Raw genomic sequence first — 18,748 nt, forward strand, 5'->3', positions numbered from 1 at the left:
GTTGCCATGACGTCCCGCATCGACCCGCTGACCCTCGAGGTCGTCGAGCTCATCGGCACCATCGTGGCCCGTTATCACCAGGAATACGAGGAGGCCGCGGCCAAGCACTCCCTGACCGGGGCACAGGCCCGGGTGCTGGGCCTGCTGTCCCGCGGCCCGACGCCGATGCGCCGACTCGCCCAGCAACTGAAGTGCGAGCCGTCGAACGTCACCGGGATCGTGGACCGCCTGGAGTCGCGCGGCTTCGCCGAGCGCCGCCTCGACCCGGCCGACCGGCGGGTCAAGCTGGCCGCCGCCACCGACGCGGGCCGGGAAACCGCGGACCGGCTCCGGGGTTCGCTCGACTTCGCGCGCGAACCGCTGGCGGAGCTCTCGGACGAGGAGCGCACGGTGCTGCGCGATCTGCTCAAGCGGATGCTGGGCGTCGCGCCGTAACGAAGGCGGAAGCGTAGCGAAGACAGAGCCGTGGCGAAGACGGAGCCTTAGCGCGCCGGGATGCCCGGCTAGGTGCACCACCACAGGAAGCGATTGCAGGTCTCCGAGGGCGACGGGGTCGGCGTCGGTGCGACGGTCGCCGGGGCGGTGGACCCCGGATGCGACGGCGTGGTGGGGCCCTGGGTCGTGCCGGGGCCGCCCGGGGCCGAGGAGGTGGCGTCGGACGGGTCCGAGGACGAGCCCCCGTCCGGACCGGGCGAGGTGTCGTCGTCCTCGTCCTTGGACTTCCCGTCGTCCTTGCCCTTGCCCTCGCCCTTGGACGACTTTCCGTCCTCGCCGTCCGCCGCCGAGGGGAGCCCGCTCGGGCCGGTCGTGTCCTGGACGATCGTCTCGGCGGATTCCGTCACGCCGCCGCTGCGGTCGGCCACCGGCTCCTGCCGACTGGGCGGTGGGGAGGACTCCCGCCAGTGCCCCTCGGTGGCCAGCTCGGCCACGAAGACCGCGGCCAGCACCGGGCCGAGCACCGCCGCCATGATCGTCACCCGGCGGCCACGGCCCCGGCGGGCCCGACGGGCGCCGCTGCCGATGAGGCGGGGCTTGGGCTTCCGGCGCGAAGCACGCGTGGCCCCGGAGGCGGGGGACGCCTGCGCCGCACGCCGGTCGGCTCTCCGCTCCGCACGGGGCCCGGGCGTATCGGCCCCGCCCTCGCGCTCCGTGTCCGATGCGGCGGAGGGCAGGCCGAGTTCCCCAGCGGGCGTCCCGCAACCGGGGCAGGAGACGGCACCGTTGAGATGGCGGCGGCAGGGAGAGCAGTAATCCATTTCGCCGGGCAGGTTATGTGACCAACGGGTAGGTCAGCAGGACGCGGGGTGTGAGGATCCTGTGCAAAGAACCGTAAGAAAGCCCTCGTCAGCCCCTGTCCCACCGGCGGCCGATGCCCGCCCGGCCCCGCTCAGCCGGCGAACGCGGGCTGCGCAAGACCCTGCCCCGCACCCTCGATGACCAGCAGCGACCCGGCGAGCGGCGGCGCGGCGGCGCCCAGTCCGACCCGTGCCGAGGTCAGATACAGATCGGTGAGGTCCGCACCGCCGAAGGCACACGCGGTGGGGCGCGGGAACGGAAGCTCCACCACCCGATCGAGTGTCCCGTCGGGGGCGTAGCGACGGATCGCGGCGCCGTCCCACAGGGCGACCCACACCGCGCCGTCGGCGTCCACGCACAGCCCGTCCGGGAAGCCCGCGCCCTTCTCGACCTCGGCGAACGGCCTCCGACTGGAGACCACCGGACCATCGGCGTCGTCCACGTCGAAGACATCGATACGGCGGGTGGGGGTGTCGATGTAGTACATGAGGCGGCCGTCCGGGCTCCAGCCGATGCCGTTGCTGACCGTCACCTCCGGCAGGAACTCCGTAGCGGAGCCGTCGGCCCCGATCCGGGAGAGCGTGCCGCCGCCGGCCGTCTCGTCGTAGCGCATGGTGCCCGCCCAGAGCGCGCCGTCCGGCGCCACCGCGGCGTCGTTGCCACGGCGGCCGGGGACCGCCTCGCGCAGCAGCCAGTCGAAGCCGCCATCGGCCCCGTACACCCCGATGCCGTCGCGGAGGTTGACCACCAGACCGCCGCCCGCGCGGGGCTTGGCCGCGCCGACATGCTGCTCGGTGGCCAGGGTGGTGCGGTGGCCGGTGGCGGGGTCGTAGGTGTGGACGCGGGAGGAGAGGATGTCCACCCAGATCAGCCGCCGGGCAGCGGCGTCCCAGGTGGGTCCCTCCCCGAGCACGGCGCTCGCGCGCACCGCGATGTCGAGCGACGGCCGTGTGCTCATATGTCCCGCCTCCGATGTCCCAGCCGTACCGACAGCTCTCCCGCGCCCTTGGCCGCCAGCTCCGCCAGCTCGGACTGGCGCTCCTCGCTCCAGCGGATCGTCGGCACCGAGATGGACAGCGCCGCGACCACCTTGCCCGTGGAGTCCCGTACCGGAGCCGCCACGCAGCTCACATCCGGGTTGGACTCCCGCTGCTCGACCGCGATGCCGCGCTCGCGCACGGTGAGGAGATGGCGGCGCAGTTCGACGGGGGAGGTGATGCTGTTGTCCGTCATCGCGGCCAGCGGCTGCTCGCCGGACAGCCGCGCGTCCAGGGCGTCGTCCGTCAGGGAGGCGAGCAGCATCTTGCCGACCGAGGTGCAGTGGGCGGGCAGCCGGCGGCCCGCGGCGGAGACCATGCGGACGGCGTGGGTGGAGTCGACCTTGGCGATATAGATGACGTCCATGCCCTCGAGGATCGCGACATGCACGGTCTCGTCGCAGGTCTCCGCGACGCGCCGGGCCACCTGCCGGCCCTCGGCGGCCAGGTCGAGCTGCTCGGCGTAGCGGCTGCCGAGCTGATACGGCCGTACTCCGAGCCGATAGCGACCGGGCTGGTCGGGTACCTGGACCAGATAGGAACGGGCGGCCAGAGTGGTCACCAGCTCATGGACGGTCGTACGGGGCAGGCCGAGCCGCCGGGTGATCTCGGGTGCGGAGAGGGTGCCGTCTCCGTCCAGGAAGAGCTCGAGTATGTCCAGAGCCCGTGTCACCGCGGGCACCAGGCGTCCCATAGTGCTCGCCCTCCCCTTCTGGTCAGATGGCAAGCGTTCGAAATTCCGGCTGGTGGCCGGTATCGCGAACACAGGTTATGCGGAGGGGACTTCCTCCGGCAATGGTCCGGCAAAGTAGGAGCCATGGATTCCGCACCCGGCTCGTTCCCCCAGCCCGACTCGTTCCCCACCCCCTTCCCCTTCGTCCTCGTGCTGCTGCGGCGGATGGCCGACCACCAGCCGGGGCTGGTCGAGGACGCGCTGCGCGAGCTGGGCTTCGGGCGGGCGGTGATGCGCGAGGCCAACCGCCGCTGGCAGGCCATGCAGCGCTCGCCGCGACGGCGCTCGGCGGTCGCCCGCTACCGCTCCGTGCTGGGCGCGCCCGAGTCCACCTCCGTCCGCCGGATCGGCGATCTGACCTGCGAGGCGCTGAGCTGGTCCATGCCGCTCTGGCCGGATCTGCGGTTCGAGGTGCTCACCGCGCCGAACGGGGCGGTGTGGAACGAGTGGCTGGTGCGCGCTCCGGGCGCGCCCGGGCCGCGGCTGGGTACGGCCGCCGACCTCGTGCCCTGGTCCTGCACGGTGGACGAGGTGGCGCGCGCCTTCGCGCCCGCACGCCCCATGGAGGGCTCGGCGCCCACCCGCTGGCGGCTGGCCTTCGACGCACCGGAGGCGGGAAAGGGTGAACTCCGCCACTATGTGGCGGAGTTCACCTGGGGACTGCTCCAGCGGATGGAGAACGTCAGGCCAGCTTCGCCGACAGCGTGATCTCCGTACCGGCGAGCGCCTGGCTCACCGGGCAGTTCTTCTTGGCGTCCTCGGCAGCCGCGGTGAACGCGGCCTCGTCCAGACCCTCCACCGTGCCCTCGACGGTGAGGTGGATGCCGGTGATCCCGGTGCCGGGCTGGAAGGTGACCTCGGCCTGGGTGGTGAGCTGGGTGGGCGGGTTGCCCGCCTGGGTGAGGCCGTGCGAGAGCGCCATCGAGAAGCAGCTCGAGTGGGCCGCCGCGATCAGCTCCTCGGGGCTGGTCTTGCCGCCTGCCTGCTCGGCGCGGGACGGCCAGGAGACCGGCTGCGCGCCGATGCCGGAGGAGTCGAAGGTGACGGTCCCCTGGCCCTGGGCCAGATTGCCCTGCCAGACGGTGTGCGCGGTGCGCGTCGTAGCCATGCTCGCTGTTCCCTGCTTCCTGTCGGTGACGTCCACCCGTCGGTGGTGGAGCGCCGGACGAGACGTGCGTCTCGGTCTGCGTGGACGGTCGGAGGTGATCACCCGGCGGGGGTGCCACCGCTTCCGGTCGCCTCCTGCCCGGAGATCGACTCCGAGCCTACGTTCCAGGCGACCACGGCCGGGCGACCATGCTCAGTTCCGAGTCGACTCACGGTCGCGGTGTCCAGCCGGAAGAGCGCGCCGGCGGACGGGGGCAGGCCCAGCCGGCGGGCGGTGAGCACCCGCAGTACGTGGGCGTGCGCCACCAGCACCACATCGGGCCCGTCCGCCGCCTCCAGCTCGGGGGCGATCCGGTCGAGCACCCGGTCCACCCGGACCCCGATCCGCTCGGGCGACTCCCCGGGGTGGTCGGGGCCGCCCGGCGGGACGCCGTCGGTCCACAGGTTCCAGTCGGGGCGGGTGCGGTGGATCTCGGTGGTGGTGATGCCCTCGTAGCCGCCGTAGTCCCATTCGCGCAGATCGGGCTCGACCGTGAGGTCCTCGAGCCCGGCGAGCCGGGCGGTGTGCATGGCCCGCGCCATCGGGCTGACCAAGGTCAGCCCGATCTTCCGCGCGGCGAGCGGCGGGCGCAGCGCGCGGGCCTGCTCCGCACCGCGCGGTGTCAGGGGCACATCGGTCCAGCTCGTGTGCTTGCGCGACCGGCTCCACCCGGTTTCGCCGTGCCGGATCAGCACCAGCTCAGCCACGGTTGCCGGATGCCTTCCCGTCGCCGGCGGCGGCCTGCTCCTTCTCCTCGTCGATGGCCCGCTTCTCGTTCGACGCGGCGGCGATGGAGGCCCGCACGCTGTCCATGTCGAGGTCGCGGGCCTGGCCGATGAGGTCCTCCAGGGCCGGCTCGGGGAGGGCGCCGGGCTGGGAGAAGACCGCGATGTTCTCCCGCACGATCATCAGCGTGGGGATGGACTGGATGTCGAACGCGGCGGCCAGCTCGGGCTGCGCCTCGGTGTCGACCTTGGCGAACAGCACATCCTGATGGCGCTCGGCGGCCTTCTCGTAGATGGGCGCGAACATCCGGCACGGCCCGCACCAGGAGGCCCAGAAGTCGATCAGAACGAATTCGCTCCCGGACACGATCTCGTCGAAGTTGTCCTTGGTGAGCTCAACGGTGCTAGTGCTCATGCCTGCGTTACCCGCTTCCGTACGTCGGCAGATGCCACATGGACGGTAACCCCGCCACCGCCCGCCGTTATTCCGGGGCCATGGCGCCCTTACGGCTGCTCCGCGGGTCAGCCGGTCCGGAAGCGTATGCCCAGGTCGGCGGGGGTGAAACAGCGTACGTCCCTGGTGGACAGCCCGCGGCCGGTCCCCTGGAAGACCCAGAAGCCACCCGTCCTGCCGTGGCCGTAGCCGGGCGCGGCGGCGATCACATCGTCGTGGCCGTCCCCGTCGACGTCGAGGAGTGGAGGCTGCGGGGCGAAGGCGTCGAAGCCGTACGGAGTGTGGCGGCCGGGCACCCCCGGGGTGTCCAGGTCCAGGCTCTGCTCCCCGCCGTCGCCCTCGGGCGCGCTCGCGGCCGGGTCGTACTCGCCGCCGTGCCCGCGCCGTGAACCGGGCAGCAGGGTGAGCCGGCCGTTGCCGTAGTTCTTCTCCGGGGTGGCCACCACCAGGTCGGGACGGCCGTCGCCGGTGATGTCGCCGACGGACGGGGAGCCGCCGAAGCCATCGCCGCGCCGTGCGTCGCCGGGCAGGCCCGGCCCGGACGGATCGACCGTGAGATCCGGACGCCCCCGGCCCAGGCCGGACCTGGCGCCGTGGACGACGGTCAGCCGCCCGGAGCCGCGGTGCCGCCCGGGGCCGAGGGTGCCCTGGCCGGGCGCGAGGAGATCGTCGATCCCGTCGTGGTCGGCGTCCCCGGCGGCGGGCTCGCGCGGGCCGTCCTCCGTGCCGAGGGCATGGGCCAGGCGCGCCTCGGGCCGCTTGTCCCGGACCAGGCCCTTGGGGCCGCCGCGGTAGTGGGCGACGGGGGTGTCGAGGGGGGCGGTGTCGTCGGGTTCCGGGTGATTCGGCTGATCGGGCTGGTCGGGTCGTTCTGGCTGGTCCGGCCGTTCCGACTGCGTGGCGTCGTAGCGGTAGGTCAGCACCACATCGGTGCGGTGGTCGCCGTCGAAGTCCCCGGCGGTGGCGGTGGCGGGTGCCGCGCGGCGGGACCGGCCGGTGGGGAGCGGGGTGGTACGGGCGGGGCCCGCCTTGCTGCCGAACGGCCCGTACAGCATCCGTACCGCACCCCGGCCGTCGGCCGCCGAGGCCAGCAGATCGGCCGTACCGTCCCCGTCGAAGTCCCCGACGGCAAGGGCCAGAAATCCGGCCGCGCCACTCGCCAGCGGGCGCGGCGCGGCCAGTCCGCGGGGGCCGCCGCGCAATATCACCGTCTCCCCCGTCCGCTCGCCGCGCGGCGAACTCCCGTGCCGGAAGCGCGCCGTCACCAGGTCGGTGAAGCCGTCGCCGTCGAGATCGGTGCGCAGCAGGGGTCCGACGTAGTCGTCCTCGGCGCCGTCGACGACGAGGCGGTGCCGCGGGTCGAGGCCGTGCGCCGAGCCGTAGACCACCGCCAGCCGGGCGGGCAGCGGCCCCCGGGAGGCGCTGGTGGGGCGGATGGCGGTGGCGAAGTCGTCGTAACCGTCGCCGTTGAAGTCCCCCAGCGAGGCACCGGCCGCCCCCTTCGTGGCCCCCTCGACCGGCTTCGGGCCCCCGTGGCCGCCCTCGCTGCACCCGGCGAGCAGCAGCACGGACATGGTCACGGCGGCGACGGGGACGGGAACGGACGAACGCACGGCGGCACCTCGCGAGGCGGATCGAGCGGTCACGGACAGGGGACACGGACAACGGGCACGGCTATGGGTACGAACGCGGATGCGAACGAAGGCTTCACCGCTCAAGGACTCCAGGAAGCACGGTCGGGTTGCTCGCGGACGCTCCCGCCGACGCCGCCGACGCCCCAGCGGAATGCACGCGACACCGGGCACCGAGGTTGCGATCATGGCGGGAAAACCTCCCCGGACGAGAAGGGCGATGCCCGATGCCGGCCATACCCGCCGACCCGACCGTGCTGCACCCGATGCCCGAGCAGCCACGGGTGGTGCTGCTGAAGCCGCTGATCACCTCGCCGCTGATCGAGGTCGGGGAGTTCTCGTACTACGACGACCCGGATGACCCCACCGCGTTCGAGACCCGCAATGTGCTGTACCACTACGGGCCCGAGCGGCTGGTCATCGGGAAGTTCTGCGCGCTGGGCGAAGGGGTGCGGTTCATCATGAACGGCGCCAACCACCGCATGGACGGCCCCTCCACGTTCCCCTTCCCCATCATGGGCGGTTCGTGGACCGACCACTTCGACCTGATCACCGGCCTGCCGGGGCGGGGCGACACCGTGGTGGGCCACGACGTCTGGTTCGGATACCGGACGATGGTGATGCCCGGCGTCCGCATCGGCCACGGCGCGGTCATCGCCTCCGGTTCCGTGGTGGTGGACGACGTTCCCGACTACGGCATCGTCGGCGGCAATCCGGCCAAGCTCATCCGCCGCCGCTACGACGACCAGGACATCGCCCGGCTGCTGGCCCTGGCATGGTGGGACTGGCCGATCGAGCACCTCACGGCCCATATCCGCACGATCATGTCCGGAAGCGTGGCGGAGCTGGAGGCGGCGGCCCCGCGCTGAACCCTGAGCGGTGGGGGGCGGTTTGCTCCACGGCGGTGCCGCCGTGGAGCAAACCGCCCCCCTTTTTCTCAGCTCTCGAGACTCATGTACAGACGGGTGCCCCGGGGCTGGTAGCCGACGCGTTCGTACACGCGGCGGGAGCCCTCACCCGAGTACTCCAGCCATACCGACTGGGCCCCTCGGGCGAACATCGCCCCGGTCAGCGCGGCGGTGACCGCGGCGGCGATGCCCCGGCCCCGGAAGGCGGGCCGGGTGCCCACGCCCGCCAGTTCCGCGGTGCCCACGGCCGGTGCCGAGCAGGTGGCCCCACCGGCGCAGCCCCCATCGGGCGCCCGGACGAACCGGACCGCTCCCCCGTCCTCCTGAATACGGCGCAGCCGGGCCGCCCCCTCCGGGGAGGAGGCGAACTCACCGACGAACGCCTCGGACAGCGCGGCGTCGATCGCCCGGAAGTCCTCGTCCGTGGACGGGACGGCGACCGGGACCGGGACCGCCACCGTGCCGGACTCCGCGTCCTGGGGAAGGGTGAGCCGGTCCGGGGTGCACACCAGATACTCGTGCACCGCCTCCACACTGAACCCCGCCTCCCGCAGCGCGGGCTCCACGGCGGGCGCGGCGTCCGGCGCGAACTCGAGCCGGGGCTTGAGATCGTGTACCCGGAACGCCTCGATCAGCTCCTTGACGTCCCGGTCGGTGGGCCGGGTGCCGGGGAGCGGGGTCGCGTAGTTGATGTACGGGCTGGTGGTGCTGGGATCGAACCCCGCCACAAAGCCCCCGGTCTCGACAAGCACGGGGCGGCGGCGGAGGTTGGCTACGGCAAAGCTCTGGACGTCGGTGCCCATGGTGATGTGACCTCACGAAGAAGCGCGGCGGAAGGCGCCGCGAAAGGAATGGCGTACGTATACGTGGGGCCGCCGTGAGGAGACGCGTATGGCACCGATCGTTCAGTGCCGACGGCGGCCGCTGGGGGACGCCGAGTCCATGGGCTTCAGTCCTTTGACAGGTAGCGGGCAGAAGTAATCGCCATCCGGAACCTATCGCACGGCGTGACCGAGTGCCTGGCCTTTTCTGCGTTCAGAGGATTGACGCGGACACACCACGACCTTACCTTCTCGACAGGTCTCGTCGTTCACAAAGAAACATGCTCTTCAGGTATGTGGACGCGCACCTACCCCCACCCCCCACGGGAAGGCATCATTCCCATGCGCATCCGTACGCTGCTCGCCTCGCTGGCGACCGTGACCGCCGTCATCGGTGGCCTGGCCCTCGCGATGCCCGCCGGTGCCACCACCGCGGCCACGCCCTTCGCCGACCCGTCGAAGGCGCCGGGCGGCAACTTCGACCTCTCGGTGTGGCAACTCCAGGAACCGGTCGGCTCCCCCGGCAAGCCGACGACCATCCCCTCGTCCCGGCTTCAAGGGTCGAACGGATTCCAGGACGACTACTTCTACACCGACAAGCGCGACGGGGCGATGACGTTCTGGGCGCCGGAAAAGGGCGTCACCACGCCGAACTCCAACTACGCCCGCTCCGAACTGCGCGAGATGAACCGTAACGGCAGCGCGGCGGACTGGTCGCTGAGCGGCTCCCACAAGCTCCAGGCGACGCTGCGCGTGGTGTCGGTGACGAAGAACGTCTGCGTCGGGCAGATCCACCTCGGCTCGGGCGGATCCTCCACGAAGCCGCTGGTGGAGCTGTACTACCGCGCCAACGGCGACATCGTCCTCGGAACGGAGAACTCTCCCGAGGGCGGCCAGACACTGCACAACGTGGGCCATGTGTCGGTCGGCAAGACCTGGAACTACACGATCGGCGTCTCCGGCGGCGACACCATCGATCTGACGGTCAACGGCACGACGACGCACTACGACATCCCGTCGTCGTTCTTCCCCTACAAGCAGTACTTCAAGGCCGGGTCCTACAACCAGTCGTCCTCCGACAGCACCACGAACGGAGCGCGCGTCGGCTTCTACGGCCTGACCGTTTCCCACGGCTGAGCACCCAGGACCCGGCGGCCAAGGAGGCCGCCGGGTCGCCGGGTCGTCCGGCCGTCGGGTCGTCGGGTCGTCCGGCCGTCGGGTCGTCCGGTCGCCGGTGTCAGCCTTGTCAGCCGCCCGGAAACCGCGCCACCCAGCGCCGCTGCCAAGGGGTCTCGACGGCCCGGCGGTGATGGTGCGCGCGCGTCCAGGCCACCGCGTCCGCGGGCGCCACACCCGCCATGATGGCCAGACAGGCGATGACGGTTCCGGTGCGCCCGACGCCGCCTCCGCAGGCGACTTCGACGGGCGTGCCCGCCCGTGCCCGCTGATGCAGCGCGCGGATCCGCCGCACGGCCAGGTCGCGGTCACGCGGCAGCGCGAAATCGGGCCACTCGAGCCACGCCCGCTCCCACTCCAGCTCTCCGTCATGCCGTCGGCGCAGCCGGGTGGACCCCAGATAGAGACCGAAGCCGGGCAGTGGCCCCTCCGGTCGCGGATGGCGCAGCCCCCGGCCACGGACCCATGAACCATCCGGCAGCCGAAGGGCACCCGTCAGTGGTACGTCACTCATCGGCCCCCACTCCCGGTCCGAAGACCCACATCTCCCGAAACTCTGGGCAGCGTAGCCCGTCCGGGCGCATATCCCGCTCGCGCGGGGTTACCCACAGGAGACGAGCGGGGCGTGAGCAGAGTGGTCCGGTGTGCTCGCTTCGACTCTCCACTCCTCCACTGGGACTGGGAAGAAAGGGCCACGGCCATGACGACTCCCGGCAATCTGCCCACACCCGAGCAAGGGCTCGTTCTCACCCACTTCCTGACCGTGCGCGACGTCGTGAGATCGAGACGCTTCTACGCCGACATCTTCGGCGGCGAGGTCGTACTGGAGGAGAACCCGGCCATCGTGCAGGTGGCCAATAGCTGGATCATCATGAACCCCGGCGGCGGGCCCACCCCGGACAAGCCCGAGGTGACGCTCGTACCGCCGGAGAACGGCGACACCGTGTCCAGCTTCCTGAACGTCCGCGTCGCCGATATCGGCGCCTTCTACGCCGACGCCAAGGCCAAGGGCGCGGAGTTCCTCACGGAGCCCCTCGATCGCAAGGCCGAACTGCGCTGCTATCTGCGCGACCCCGATGGCTACCTCATCGAGGTCGGCCAGGCCACCGGAATGCTCCGCGGAGTATTCGCCGACCGTTGATGACTCGCGGTAGCCGACTCGGAAGCCCCAGGACATGGCGGCCGAGGTCGTACGCGCCGGATTACCGATGCGGCCGTTGCTTCGGCAGGATGGGCGCCATGACCGAGATCCGCACACCCCGCCTCCTCCTCCGTCGCTGGCATGAGGACGACCTCGCACCGATGGCGGACATCAACGCGGACCCGCGGGTCATGCGCTGGATCGACGACGGCTCGGTGCGCGACCTGGACCACACGGCAGAGGCCATCGAGCGGTGGGAGGAGGAGTGGGACGAGGAGGGCTTCGGACTCTTCGCCGTCGAGCTGCTGGCCTCGGGCGAACTGGCGGGCTTCACGGGTCTGTCCGTGCCCGAGTTCCTGCCGGAGGTACTGCCCGCCGTGGCCATTGGCTGGCGGCTCGGCTCACAGTTCTGGGGCCAGGGATACGCGTCCGAAGCCGCCCACGCCACGCTGGAGTTCGCGCTCCAGGACCGCGGCCTCGACCGCGTCATCAGCATCAACCGGGTGGGTGACGACGCCTCCGAGAACGTCATCCGCAAGCTCGGCATGGTGCCCGAGCGAGAGACGGCGCACCCGGTGTACGGCTATCCGCTGCGCGTTCGCGCCATCGATCTCACCGAGTTCCAGGCGTGAACCGGCCGCGAACTGCGGCCAGATCCGCTTTCAAGAGAGGCCACCTCGGCACGCGGTCAGCGCAGAGCGCGCCGCACCGCGTACACCAGCACACCGGCCATCAGCACGATCAGCCCGGTCAGCGCGCCCGTCGCCGCCCACTGCATGGCGTCCATGTGGGAGAACGGCAGATATTCCGTCGACCAGCCGACCACCCCGTCGCGCCGCAGGCAGGCCGGCCTGTCGTCCGCGTTCGTGCAGGCGCCCCAGCCGCGCAGTGAGCCGTCGCCGGTCACATAGGAGGTGTCCACCTCCAAGGCGTTGTCGGGGATCTTCGGATAGTCGCCGTCGCCGAACCGGCCGCCGCCCGTGGTCTTCGTCACCGTGGTCGCGAACATCATCCGCATCCGCGACCAGACGGTCTTCACCGCCAGCAGGGCGACCAAGGTCACCACCATCGCGGGCAGCGTGCGCCGCGTCAGCAGCCCGGCGGCGGCACCGATCAGCAGGCCGAGCACGGCCAGGGCCACCGCGACCGGTCCCGTGGTGTCGAACCCGCCGGCGCTGGTGAAGTCGGCGTTGACAGCCATGTGGTTCGCCAGCGGCGTCCACAGGGCCTTCATGGCGATTCCGGTGGAGAGCGCCGCCGCGCCCGCGAATACGGCGGCGATGCCGAGCTTCGTCGCCACCCAGTTCCAGCGGCCGTACGACTGGACGCCCACGAACTTGGCGGTGCCGGTCTCCAGGTCCCCCGCGAACAGCGGGGCGCCGATGAACACCCCGATGAGCACCGGCAGGCCCGCCAGCGCCAGACCCAACAACTCGAGCCGTTGGTACGCGGTGTCGAGGGTCGCGGTCGCGCCGGGGGACGGGTTCGCTACCTCGGCGGCCGCCACGGCGCTGCTCGCGTCCTGGGCCAGCCACGCCAGGCCCGCCGTCGCTACGGCCGCCGTCGCGAGCAGCAGGAGGAACGCCGTCCGATGCTGGCGCCACACCAGCCAGGCCATCCCGCTCGGGCCGAAGCCGCGCGCCCGCGTCCGACGCCCCGGCAGTCCGGGGGAGCCGCCGTCCGCCCGGTGCGTCTGTGTCATCGTGCTCACTTCGCCACCTCCGAACCGATGCCGGGAACGTAGGAGTTGGGGCTGATGAGCGGCGCGGAGCCGTTCTGCGCCAGATAGGCGAGGACCACTTCCTCCAGGGTCGGCGCGCTGTCCTCCCAGACGCCGCCGACCGGTCCGCCGGGGCGGACCAGCGCGGTGGTGTACCGCTGGTCGCCGTGGATCTCCACGACCGTGTGGTGCTCCAGGCCCGCGGGCAGCCCGTCGGGGCCGGTCGGTATCCGGTCGGTGGGCGCGGACAGGGTCCGGTGGACGCTGATGATCTCGTCCACGTCACCGGCCAGTTGCAACCCGCCCTCGGCCACCAGCAGCAGGTAGTCGCACAGCGTGTCGAGTTCGGCCACCAGGTGGCTGGAGAGCAGGACGGTGATCCCGCGCTCGGCCACCTCGCCCAGCAGCGCGGCAACAGTCTGCCTGCGCACCAGCGGGTCCAGGTCCGCAAGCGGCTCGTCCAGCAGGACGAGGTCGGGGCGCTTGCCCAGGGCCACCGCGAGGGCGACCCGGGTGCGCTGGCCGCCGGAGAGCCGTCCCACCTTGGCGTCGAGCGGAACGGAACCGGCCCGTACGAAGCCCTCGGCCAGCTCCTGGTCCCAGCGCGGATTCAGCTCACGGCCCAGCCGTAGCGTCTCGGCGACCGTGAAGCGCGCGAACAGCGGCTTCTCCTGCGGCAGGAACGCGACGCGCTGCCGCGCCTGCGCTCCGCCGGCCGGTTCGCCGAAGACTCTGGCCTCGCCCGCCGACGCCTCGCGCAGTCCCGCGACGATCTCCAGCATCGTCGTCTTGCCCGCTCCGTTCGGACCCACGAGTCCGCAGACCCGCCCGGCGGGCAGCCGGAACGTCGCGTCGCGCAGCACCCAGCGGCGCCCGTACTGCCGCCCGAGGCCGCGCACTTCCAGGGCGGTCCGCTCGGCCGCCCCTCCTGTCGACCCGCTCATCCCCGTCCCCCGTTCCCCTCGTCCGTACTGCTGCGGGCGGTGCCCGCCGTCGTCTGCTGACGCTCCTGAAGCGCCAGTTCGACCAGATCCCGCACGTCCTCTTCCAGCAGACCCGCGGCCAGCGCCCGCCCGGTCCACTCCGCCAGTTCGGCGTAGAGCGGTGACTCGGCGGCGGGCGCGTGGCTCCGGTCCGCGGCCGCGGCCGCGATGAACGTGCCCACTCCCTGCCGCAGCTCCACCACGCCGTCCCGGTCCAGCTCCCGATATGCCTTGAGCGTGGTGTTCGGGTTCACGGCGCAGGTCTCGGCCACTTCGCGGGCGGTCGGCAACCGGTCACCGGGCTTCAACGCGCCCGCTCTGACGGCCCGTTTGGTCTGCTCGACGATCTGCTGGTAGGCCGCCACGCCACGGCGTCTCTCGATGTAGTACCGCATCCACCCCACCGCTAGTCCACTAGTTAAGTAGCTGAATATTGCAGAGGGGGACGGCCCGATGTCAAACGCGCCGACGGTCGAGCCCTCCGCACGCGGGCGGCCCGGCCGCGCGCACACGAAAGCGCCGGCACCCTCGGCGGGGCACCGGCGCGGCTCCGGAATGAAGCGGGAACCAAGCGGGTTCAGGGGGAGACCGTGTCCCGGCCCACCTCAGTGGCGTCTGCGCGCGCCTGCCGCCGCAGGGCGGGAACCGCGGTCCCACTGGTGGCACCAGCCATGCCCGGACCCGGGGACCGTCACCGGCGTCCCCCGGAAGCATCCGATCGAGTACGGACACTCCCCGTTGAGGTGGTAGTGGTACATGACGACCTTCTTGCCGTCCCACATGATCGCGTGCGTGTGACCGTGGCACACGTCCAGGTCCTTGTTCCTGACGATCCTTCCGTCCTCGCCGCGCGGCCCGTAGATCCCGAAGCCGTCGATGGCGTACCCCACGAGCGGTGAGTGCCCGGCAGCGCCTCGCTCCGGCCGTCCCGCCCCCTTGCCGAAGCAGGTCTGCGAGGGGCCGTGGTAGTGGTACTGAGTCTCGTACGGGTGCCCCCAGCAGCGGTCGAGGGGCAGGGCCGCGTTCGGGTCGACCGCGCGGTCCTCCGCGTCGGTCGCCACCTCGAGGTGGAAGGTGCCGCCCGCCAGAGCCATCCCCGTCGTGAGCTGGTCGATGCACGTGGGCTGTGCCACGACGGTCGGATCGCGGGGAACCGTGACGTCGAGGTTCCACGGCTTGATCGGGATCGCCGCGGCGTTGGGGTACCCGGGCGAGGGGTGAAGTGCCTCTCGGTTGCCGTCGTCCCCATCCGCAGCGCCTTGTGCCAGTGCATGGTCCCGGACACGAAGGGGCGCTCGAGCTACGGAGTCGGCCGGAGCCAACGCCGGACCCATGAGCGCGGCGGCACCAGCCGCCACGGCAACGGATCCGAGCACGCCGTACACGCCAGACATGGACGCTCCTCGCCTCGACGATCCCGGCCCGGTTCCCGCCGTCCGCCGTCGGATGACAGCAGTCGGGTCACGGTGTCAGTGGTGGGTGCTTGGATCGGTCGGCGGAGCGACCTCCCACCGTGTGGCCGGACGCAAGCCAGTGTCGAAGTGGTAGGAAACGTCGTGATGCGCAAGCAAGATGCGCTCGATGAGTCTGCGTGGGGGAAGTCGCGGGGCCTGGATCCGGAGCGACCTCCGTATCCGCTGGGGGGATCCTCAAGATCCCCGACAGAGTCAGCGTCCGGATATGGATGGGGCTCGTCCGTATGTGGACGGCCACGCCCCCGATGACGGCTGCCACCCAGCGTGGTCGCAGCCATCGGCGCCGACCGGCCGCACGCCGCGCGAGCCCCTGTTTGATTCTCAACTCCGCACGCGGCGCATTGATAACATGTTTCGCCCATTCCTCCTCTGCGCCCCCGATCTTGACGCACACCCGGTACAGTATCGTCGCTGGTGGGGCGGTTCAGGATGACTATTCAGACTCTTGTGCTGTTTCCGCGTGGGGAAGCGAGGACGAGTGCAACTGGCCTGGGGGAGGCACTCCCGAGTCCCTGAATTCGCCACATCCGCCAAGATGACTAAGAACGACCGGGTCCACCGAAACAGCGGTGGGCCCTTTTCATGGCCGACGTGTCACCCGGGGTCGGGAAGCCGATGTGCAACTGGAATCGGGTGTTCCGTTCACATGACGAGGGGAGCGTGATGGCTGTGAAAAGAGCGTGTACAAGACTACGCCGGACAGCCGGGAAACGTACGGGCCCGCTGGCACGAGTGGGCTTATCCGGTTTCTTGCTGTTGGGCAGTGCCATGGGTGCGACGGCCGGGACGGCCGCCGCTTCGACTGGCGATGGCACCCTGACAGTTCAGGTGCTGCGCGATTTCTTCGGCACCGGCGTGATCAACACGACCATGGATGTGCCGCAGCGGGGCATGAAGGTTCGGGTGACCGACCCTGCCGGCCATCGGGTCACCGGCACCACGGATGCCACCGGAAAGGTGGTGGTCTCGAAGTCGACCGAACTGACCGGCGGCCAGTACCGCGTCGACGTCACCGTCCCGGCGCCGTACAACAAGTATCTGCGGGCGGCGCCGGCCTCGACGGCGGAAAACCACTTCGACAGCTTCACGACGTTCGTGGACGTGTCGGACGGCAAGGACGACTCGGTCATCACCGGAGTCTGGAACCCGGCCGACTACGCACTGCCGGACACGCGGTATTACGTGCCGATCCAGAATGCTTCCAGCGGGAAAGACACCCGGGCACTGGTGGCGTTCGGGACGGACAAACGAGGTACGTGTCCCGACCAGACGGCGTGCCCGACCACGATCAACACGCAGGACCAAGTGGGCACGACGTTCGCACTGGCCTACGACAAGTACCGGAAGCGGGTGTTCCAGGGCGAGTTCGCCCGGCGGTACACCCCGTACGGGCCGGACGGCGGTAACGCGATCTACACCACGCCGACCGACGGTGGGAGCGCGCCGACCCTGTTCGCGAAGGTGCCGGACGCCACGGTGACACCGCACGACGCCACCAACATGATCAAAGACGCCGGGTTCACCAACGCGCCCGGCAAGGAGAGCATCGGCGGGCTGGCCCTGTCCGAGGACGGCTCGACGCTGTACGCGGTGAACCTGCTGACCCGGCGCCTGGTCAGCTTCGACGCGACCGGGACCACCGCATCCGCACCCGAAGCGACGGTGCGCATCCCGGACCCGGGCTGCGCGGCATCCACCGACTGGCGGCCATTCGCACTCGCCACACACGACAACAAGCTCTACGTCGGTGGCGTGTGCAGCGCGGAAAGCACGCAGAAGCGCGAAGACCTGAAGGCCGTCGTCTACACCTACGACGGCGAACAATTCGACACCGTGCTGACCCAGCCGCTCACCGGCGAGCGCGGCACCGTCTATGCCGGTGCCGAGGGGAACGACCAGGCAAACCACTGGAACCCGTGGAACACCAACCTGGCGACCTGGGACCAATTCAAAGTCAACGGAGGAAGTACCCTCGTCAATCCACAGCCGGAGCTCGCGACCCTCGCCTTCGCCCGTGACGGTTCGATGATCGTCGGTTTCCGCGACCGGTTCATGGACGTGGTCAGTGGAGGCGGGCTGGACCCCCGGCCGGGCAATGACACGCCGGAAAACGGCATGTCCGGTGGTGACATCAACATGGCCTGCGCCAATCCCGACGGTGGATACGCGTGGGAAGGCACCGGGAATTGCCCCAACCACGCCGACCCCGCCACCGACGGCGGCCAGAACAGCGGTGTCGTCGAATACTTCCCGGGCGACTACGTGCGGAACAACGGCGCACCGAACGACCCCCGCGGGGTGCACAACGAAGCCTCCCAAGGGGCGGTCGCCTACATCCCGCAGCAGCAATGGGTCATCAGCACGCAGCTCGACCCGACCGACAACTACAGCACCGACGGGACCGGTTACTACGACATCCAGACGGGTCAAGGGCCCGGTAACAACCATTCCGCCAACGCGTACCAGTTCGTCAGTCCGACCGACAATGGGTTCGGTAAGGCCGGTGGGCTCGGCGATATCGCCTTTGAGGCGGCGAACGCGCCGATCCAGATCGGCAACCGGGTGTGGTTCGACGGCGACCACAATGGGATCCAGGATCCCGAGGGTCCCAACGAAGTGCCGCTGCCGGACGCGACGATCAACCTGCTGGACACCAGCGGCAAGCAGGTCGCCACGACCAAGACCGACGCCGCCGGCGAGTACTACTTCGGTGGCGTCGGCGCCGCCTACGAGCTCAAGCCGGGTGCGAAGTACACAGTGCAGTTCGATGTGTGCACCGCAGACACCAGCAAGGTGCCGAGGCAGCCGGCGGCCACCAAACTGCGGTTCACGCTCCCGCGGGCCGGCGCCAACCGAGCACATGACTCCAATGTGACCCCGCCGACGACCGGGCGACTGTGTAATGGACGCGCACCTGTCACGGCGCCGGACAAGCCGGGAGAGGTCGATCACACGATCGACGCCGGCGTGTACATCCCCAAAAAAACACCGCCGACTCCTACGCCGACACCCACTCCGCCATCGTCTGAGCCGCCAACCCATGAGCCGCCCGCGTCCGCACCGCCGGCCCATGAGCCGCCCGCGTCCGCACCGCCCAACCAGCCGGGCCCCCAGACCGGCGGAGGCACAGGTGGCACAGGTGGCACAGGTGGCACAGGTTCGCTGGCCCACACAGGTACGTCGTCCGGCCTGATGAAGATCGCCTCCCTCAGTGCCCTGCTGCTCGGCACAGGCGCGACATTCGCCTTCGTGACCCGGAAGCGTCGCGCCAAGACACACTGAGACAGCACGGAAAGACGGGTGATCCGCCCGCCCGCGACCTCGCAGGGGCGCGAGCGGGCGGACCACTCCCGGCGGATCACGTTCGACGACCGGTCGATCGACGTCGCGGGCATTGATCGCGAAAGCCGCGCGGCGACCGCCGAGTAAGCGCACGAGCCCCGTCCATATCCGGACGCCGGCTCTGTCGGGGATCTTGAGGATTCCCGGCGGGGCAGCATG

Annotated in this window: 21 protein-coding genes; 8 read left to right on the top strand and 13 right to left on the bottom strand. The window is 70.6% G+C overall.

The genetic code is table 11. The annotated features are described in order from the left end of the window. Positions 1-6: 6 nt before the first annotated feature. Positions 7-435 carry a MarR family winged helix-turn-helix transcriptional regulator gene (locus ACK1X7_RS16600; protein ID WP_382945749.1) on the top strand — a complete coding sequence of 143 codons (429 nt, stop codon included), beginning with the start codon at positions 7-9 and terminating at the stop codon, positions 433-435. Positions 436-503: 68 nt separating this feature from the next. Here ACK1X7_RS16600 and ACK1X7_RS16605 read toward each other — a convergent pair whose 3' ends face one another. The 3 genes from ACK1X7_RS16605 to ACK1X7_RS16615 form a co-directional block, all read right to left on the bottom strand. Further along, positions 504-1,256 (bottom strand): SCO2400 family protein, encoded by a 753-nt coding sequence (locus ACK1X7_RS16605; RefSeq protein ID WP_413115258.1) that lies wholly within the window; start codon positions 1,254-1,256, stop codon positions 504-506. Between the two features lie 131 nt (positions 1,257-1,387). Beyond that, positions 1,388-2,254: an SMP-30/gluconolactonase/LRE family protein gene (locus ACK1X7_RS16610; protein ID WP_385143658.1), complete on the bottom strand. Its 867-nt coding sequence runs from the start codon at positions 2,252-2,254 to the stop codon at positions 1,388-1,390. Beyond that, positions 2,251-3,027, bottom strand: a complete 777-nt coding sequence (locus tag ACK1X7_RS16615; RefSeq protein ID WP_385143656.1) for an IclR family transcriptional regulator — start codon at positions 3,025-3,027, stop codon at positions 2,251-2,253. Before ACK1X7_RS16615 ends, ACK1X7_RS16610 begins: the two co-directional genes overlap by 4 nt. Before the next feature lie 123 nt (positions 3,028-3,150). Here ACK1X7_RS16615 and ACK1X7_RS16620 point away from each other — a divergent pair, with 123 nt between their 5' ends. Beyond that, positions 3,151-3,774 (top strand): hypothetical protein, encoded by a 624-nt coding sequence (locus tag ACK1X7_RS16620; protein ID WP_413115259.1) that lies wholly within the window; start codon positions 3,151-3,153, stop codon positions 3,772-3,774. Here ACK1X7_RS16620 and ACK1X7_RS16625 read toward each other — a convergent pair. From ACK1X7_RS16625 to ACK1X7_RS16640, 4 genes are all read right to left on the bottom strand, one after another. Then, positions 3,749-4,174, bottom strand: a complete 426-nt coding sequence (locus ACK1X7_RS16625; protein ID WP_216344105.1) for an OsmC family peroxiredoxin — start codon at positions 4,172-4,174, stop codon at positions 3,749-3,751. The two genes, ACK1X7_RS16620 and ACK1X7_RS16625, sit on opposite strands and share 26 nt — an antisense overlap. A 98-nt stretch (positions 4,175-4,272) precedes the next feature. Further along, entirely contained in the window at positions 4,273-4,920 is a 648-nt protein-coding gene (locus tag ACK1X7_RS16630; RefSeq protein WP_385143652.1) for a histidine phosphatase family protein, read from the bottom strand. Then, the gene (gene trxA / locus ACK1X7_RS16635) at positions 4,913-5,353 is read right to left on the bottom strand and encodes a thioredoxin (RefSeq protein WP_385143650.1); all 441 of its coding nucleotides are present in this window, start codon (positions 5,351-5,353) and stop codon (positions 4,913-4,915) included. The genes ACK1X7_RS16630 and trxA overlap by 8 nt, the downstream gene beginning before the upstream one ends. Positions 5,354-5,460: 107 nt before the next feature. After that, a complete protein-coding gene (locus tag ACK1X7_RS16640) occupies positions 5,461-7,005 on the bottom strand; it encodes an FG-GAP and VCBS repeat-containing protein (protein ID WP_413115260.1) in 1,545 nt (514 codons plus the stop codon). 245 nt (positions 7,006-7,250) lie between these two features. On the opposite strand from ACK1X7_RS16640, the gene ACK1X7_RS16645 reads away from it, so the two are divergent. After that, the gene (locus ACK1X7_RS16645; RefSeq protein WP_382945729.1) at positions 7,251-7,892 is read left to right on the top strand and encodes a CatB-related O-acetyltransferase; all 642 of its coding nucleotides are present in this window, start codon (positions 7,251-7,253) and stop codon (positions 7,890-7,892) included. Between the two features lie 68 nt (positions 7,893-7,960). Here ACK1X7_RS16645 and ACK1X7_RS16650 read toward each other — a convergent pair whose 3' ends face one another. Then, positions 7,961-8,734: a GNAT family N-acetyltransferase gene (locus ACK1X7_RS16650; RefSeq protein WP_413115261.1), complete on the bottom strand. Its 774-nt coding sequence runs from the start codon at positions 8,732-8,734 to the stop codon at positions 7,961-7,963. Positions 8,735-9,094: 360 nt separating this feature from the next. On the opposite strand from ACK1X7_RS16650, the gene ACK1X7_RS16655 reads away from it, so the two are divergent. After that, positions 9,095-9,889 carry a polysaccharide lyase family 7 protein gene (locus ACK1X7_RS16655; RefSeq protein ID WP_361496216.1) on the top strand — a complete coding sequence of 265 codons (795 nt, stop codon included), beginning with the start codon at positions 9,095-9,097 and terminating at the stop codon, positions 9,887-9,889. 109 nt (positions 9,890-9,998) lie between these two features. Here ACK1X7_RS16655 and ACK1X7_RS16660 read toward each other — a convergent pair whose 3' ends face one another. Then, positions 9,999-10,442, bottom strand: coding sequence for a protein-tyrosine phosphatase family protein (locus tag ACK1X7_RS16660; protein ID WP_385142556.1), 444 nt, complete (start codon positions 10,440-10,442; stop codon positions 9,999-10,001). A 186-nt stretch (positions 10,443-10,628) separates the two neighbouring features. On the opposite strand from ACK1X7_RS16660, the gene ACK1X7_RS16665 reads away from it, so the two are divergent. Further along, on the top strand, positions 10,629-11,069 hold the full coding sequence (locus ACK1X7_RS16665; protein ID WP_385142559.1) for a VOC family protein: 441 nt from the start codon (positions 10,629-10,631) through the stop codon (positions 11,067-11,069). 98 nt (positions 11,070-11,167) lie between these two features. Then, entirely contained in the window at positions 11,168-11,701 is a 534-nt protein-coding gene (locus tag ACK1X7_RS16670; RefSeq protein ID WP_385142563.1) for a GNAT family N-acetyltransferase, read from the top strand. A 56-nt stretch (positions 11,702-11,757) separates the two neighbouring features. Here the strand turns inward: ACK1X7_RS16670 and ACK1X7_RS16675 are convergent, their stop codons facing one another. The 4 genes from ACK1X7_RS16675 to ACK1X7_RS16690 all read right to left on the bottom strand — a co-directional run bounded on the left by ACK1X7_RS16675 (position 11,758) and on the right by ACK1X7_RS16690 (position 15,166). Further along, a complete protein-coding gene (locus ACK1X7_RS16675; RefSeq protein ID WP_413116882.1) occupies positions 11,758-12,771 on the bottom strand; it encodes an ABC transporter permease in 1,014 nt (337 codons plus the stop codon). 5 nt (positions 12,772-12,776) lie between these two features. Beyond that, positions 12,777-13,733: an ABC transporter ATP-binding protein gene (locus ACK1X7_RS16680; protein WP_398160152.1), complete on the bottom strand. Its 957-nt coding sequence runs from the start codon at positions 13,731-13,733 to the stop codon at positions 12,777-12,779. Continuing rightward, positions 13,730-14,176 carry a GntR family transcriptional regulator gene (locus ACK1X7_RS16685; RefSeq protein WP_398160151.1) on the bottom strand — a complete coding sequence of 149 codons (447 nt, stop codon included), beginning with the start codon at positions 14,174-14,176 and terminating at the stop codon, positions 13,730-13,732. The genes ACK1X7_RS16680 and ACK1X7_RS16685 overlap by 4 nt, the downstream gene beginning before the upstream one ends. A 201-nt stretch (positions 14,177-14,377) precedes the next feature. Next, a complete protein-coding gene (locus ACK1X7_RS16690) occupies positions 14,378-15,166 on the bottom strand; it encodes a YHYH protein (RefSeq protein WP_413115262.1) in 789 nt (262 codons plus the stop codon). Between the two features lie 849 nt (positions 15,167-16,015). Here ACK1X7_RS16690 and ACK1X7_RS16695 point away from each other — a divergent pair. Both ACK1X7_RS16695 and ACK1X7_RS16700 read left to right on the top strand, forming a co-directional pair. Continuing rightward, positions 16,016-18,529, top strand: a complete 2,514-nt coding sequence (locus ACK1X7_RS16695; RefSeq protein WP_413115263.1) for an SdrD B-like domain-containing protein — start codon at positions 16,016-16,018, stop codon at positions 18,527-18,529. An 18-nt stretch (positions 18,530-18,547) separates the two neighbouring features. After that, positions 18,548-18,676, top strand: coding sequence for a hypothetical protein (locus ACK1X7_RS16700; protein WP_361496191.1), 129 nt, complete (start codon positions 18,548-18,550; stop codon positions 18,674-18,676). Positions 18,677-18,748 lie beyond the last annotated feature (72 nt).

This window comes from Streptomyces sp. CY-1 (assembly GCF_047218265.1).
Classification (GTDB): Bacteria; Actinomycetota; Actinomycetes; order Streptomycetales; family Streptomycetaceae; genus Streptomyces; species Streptomyces niphimycinicus.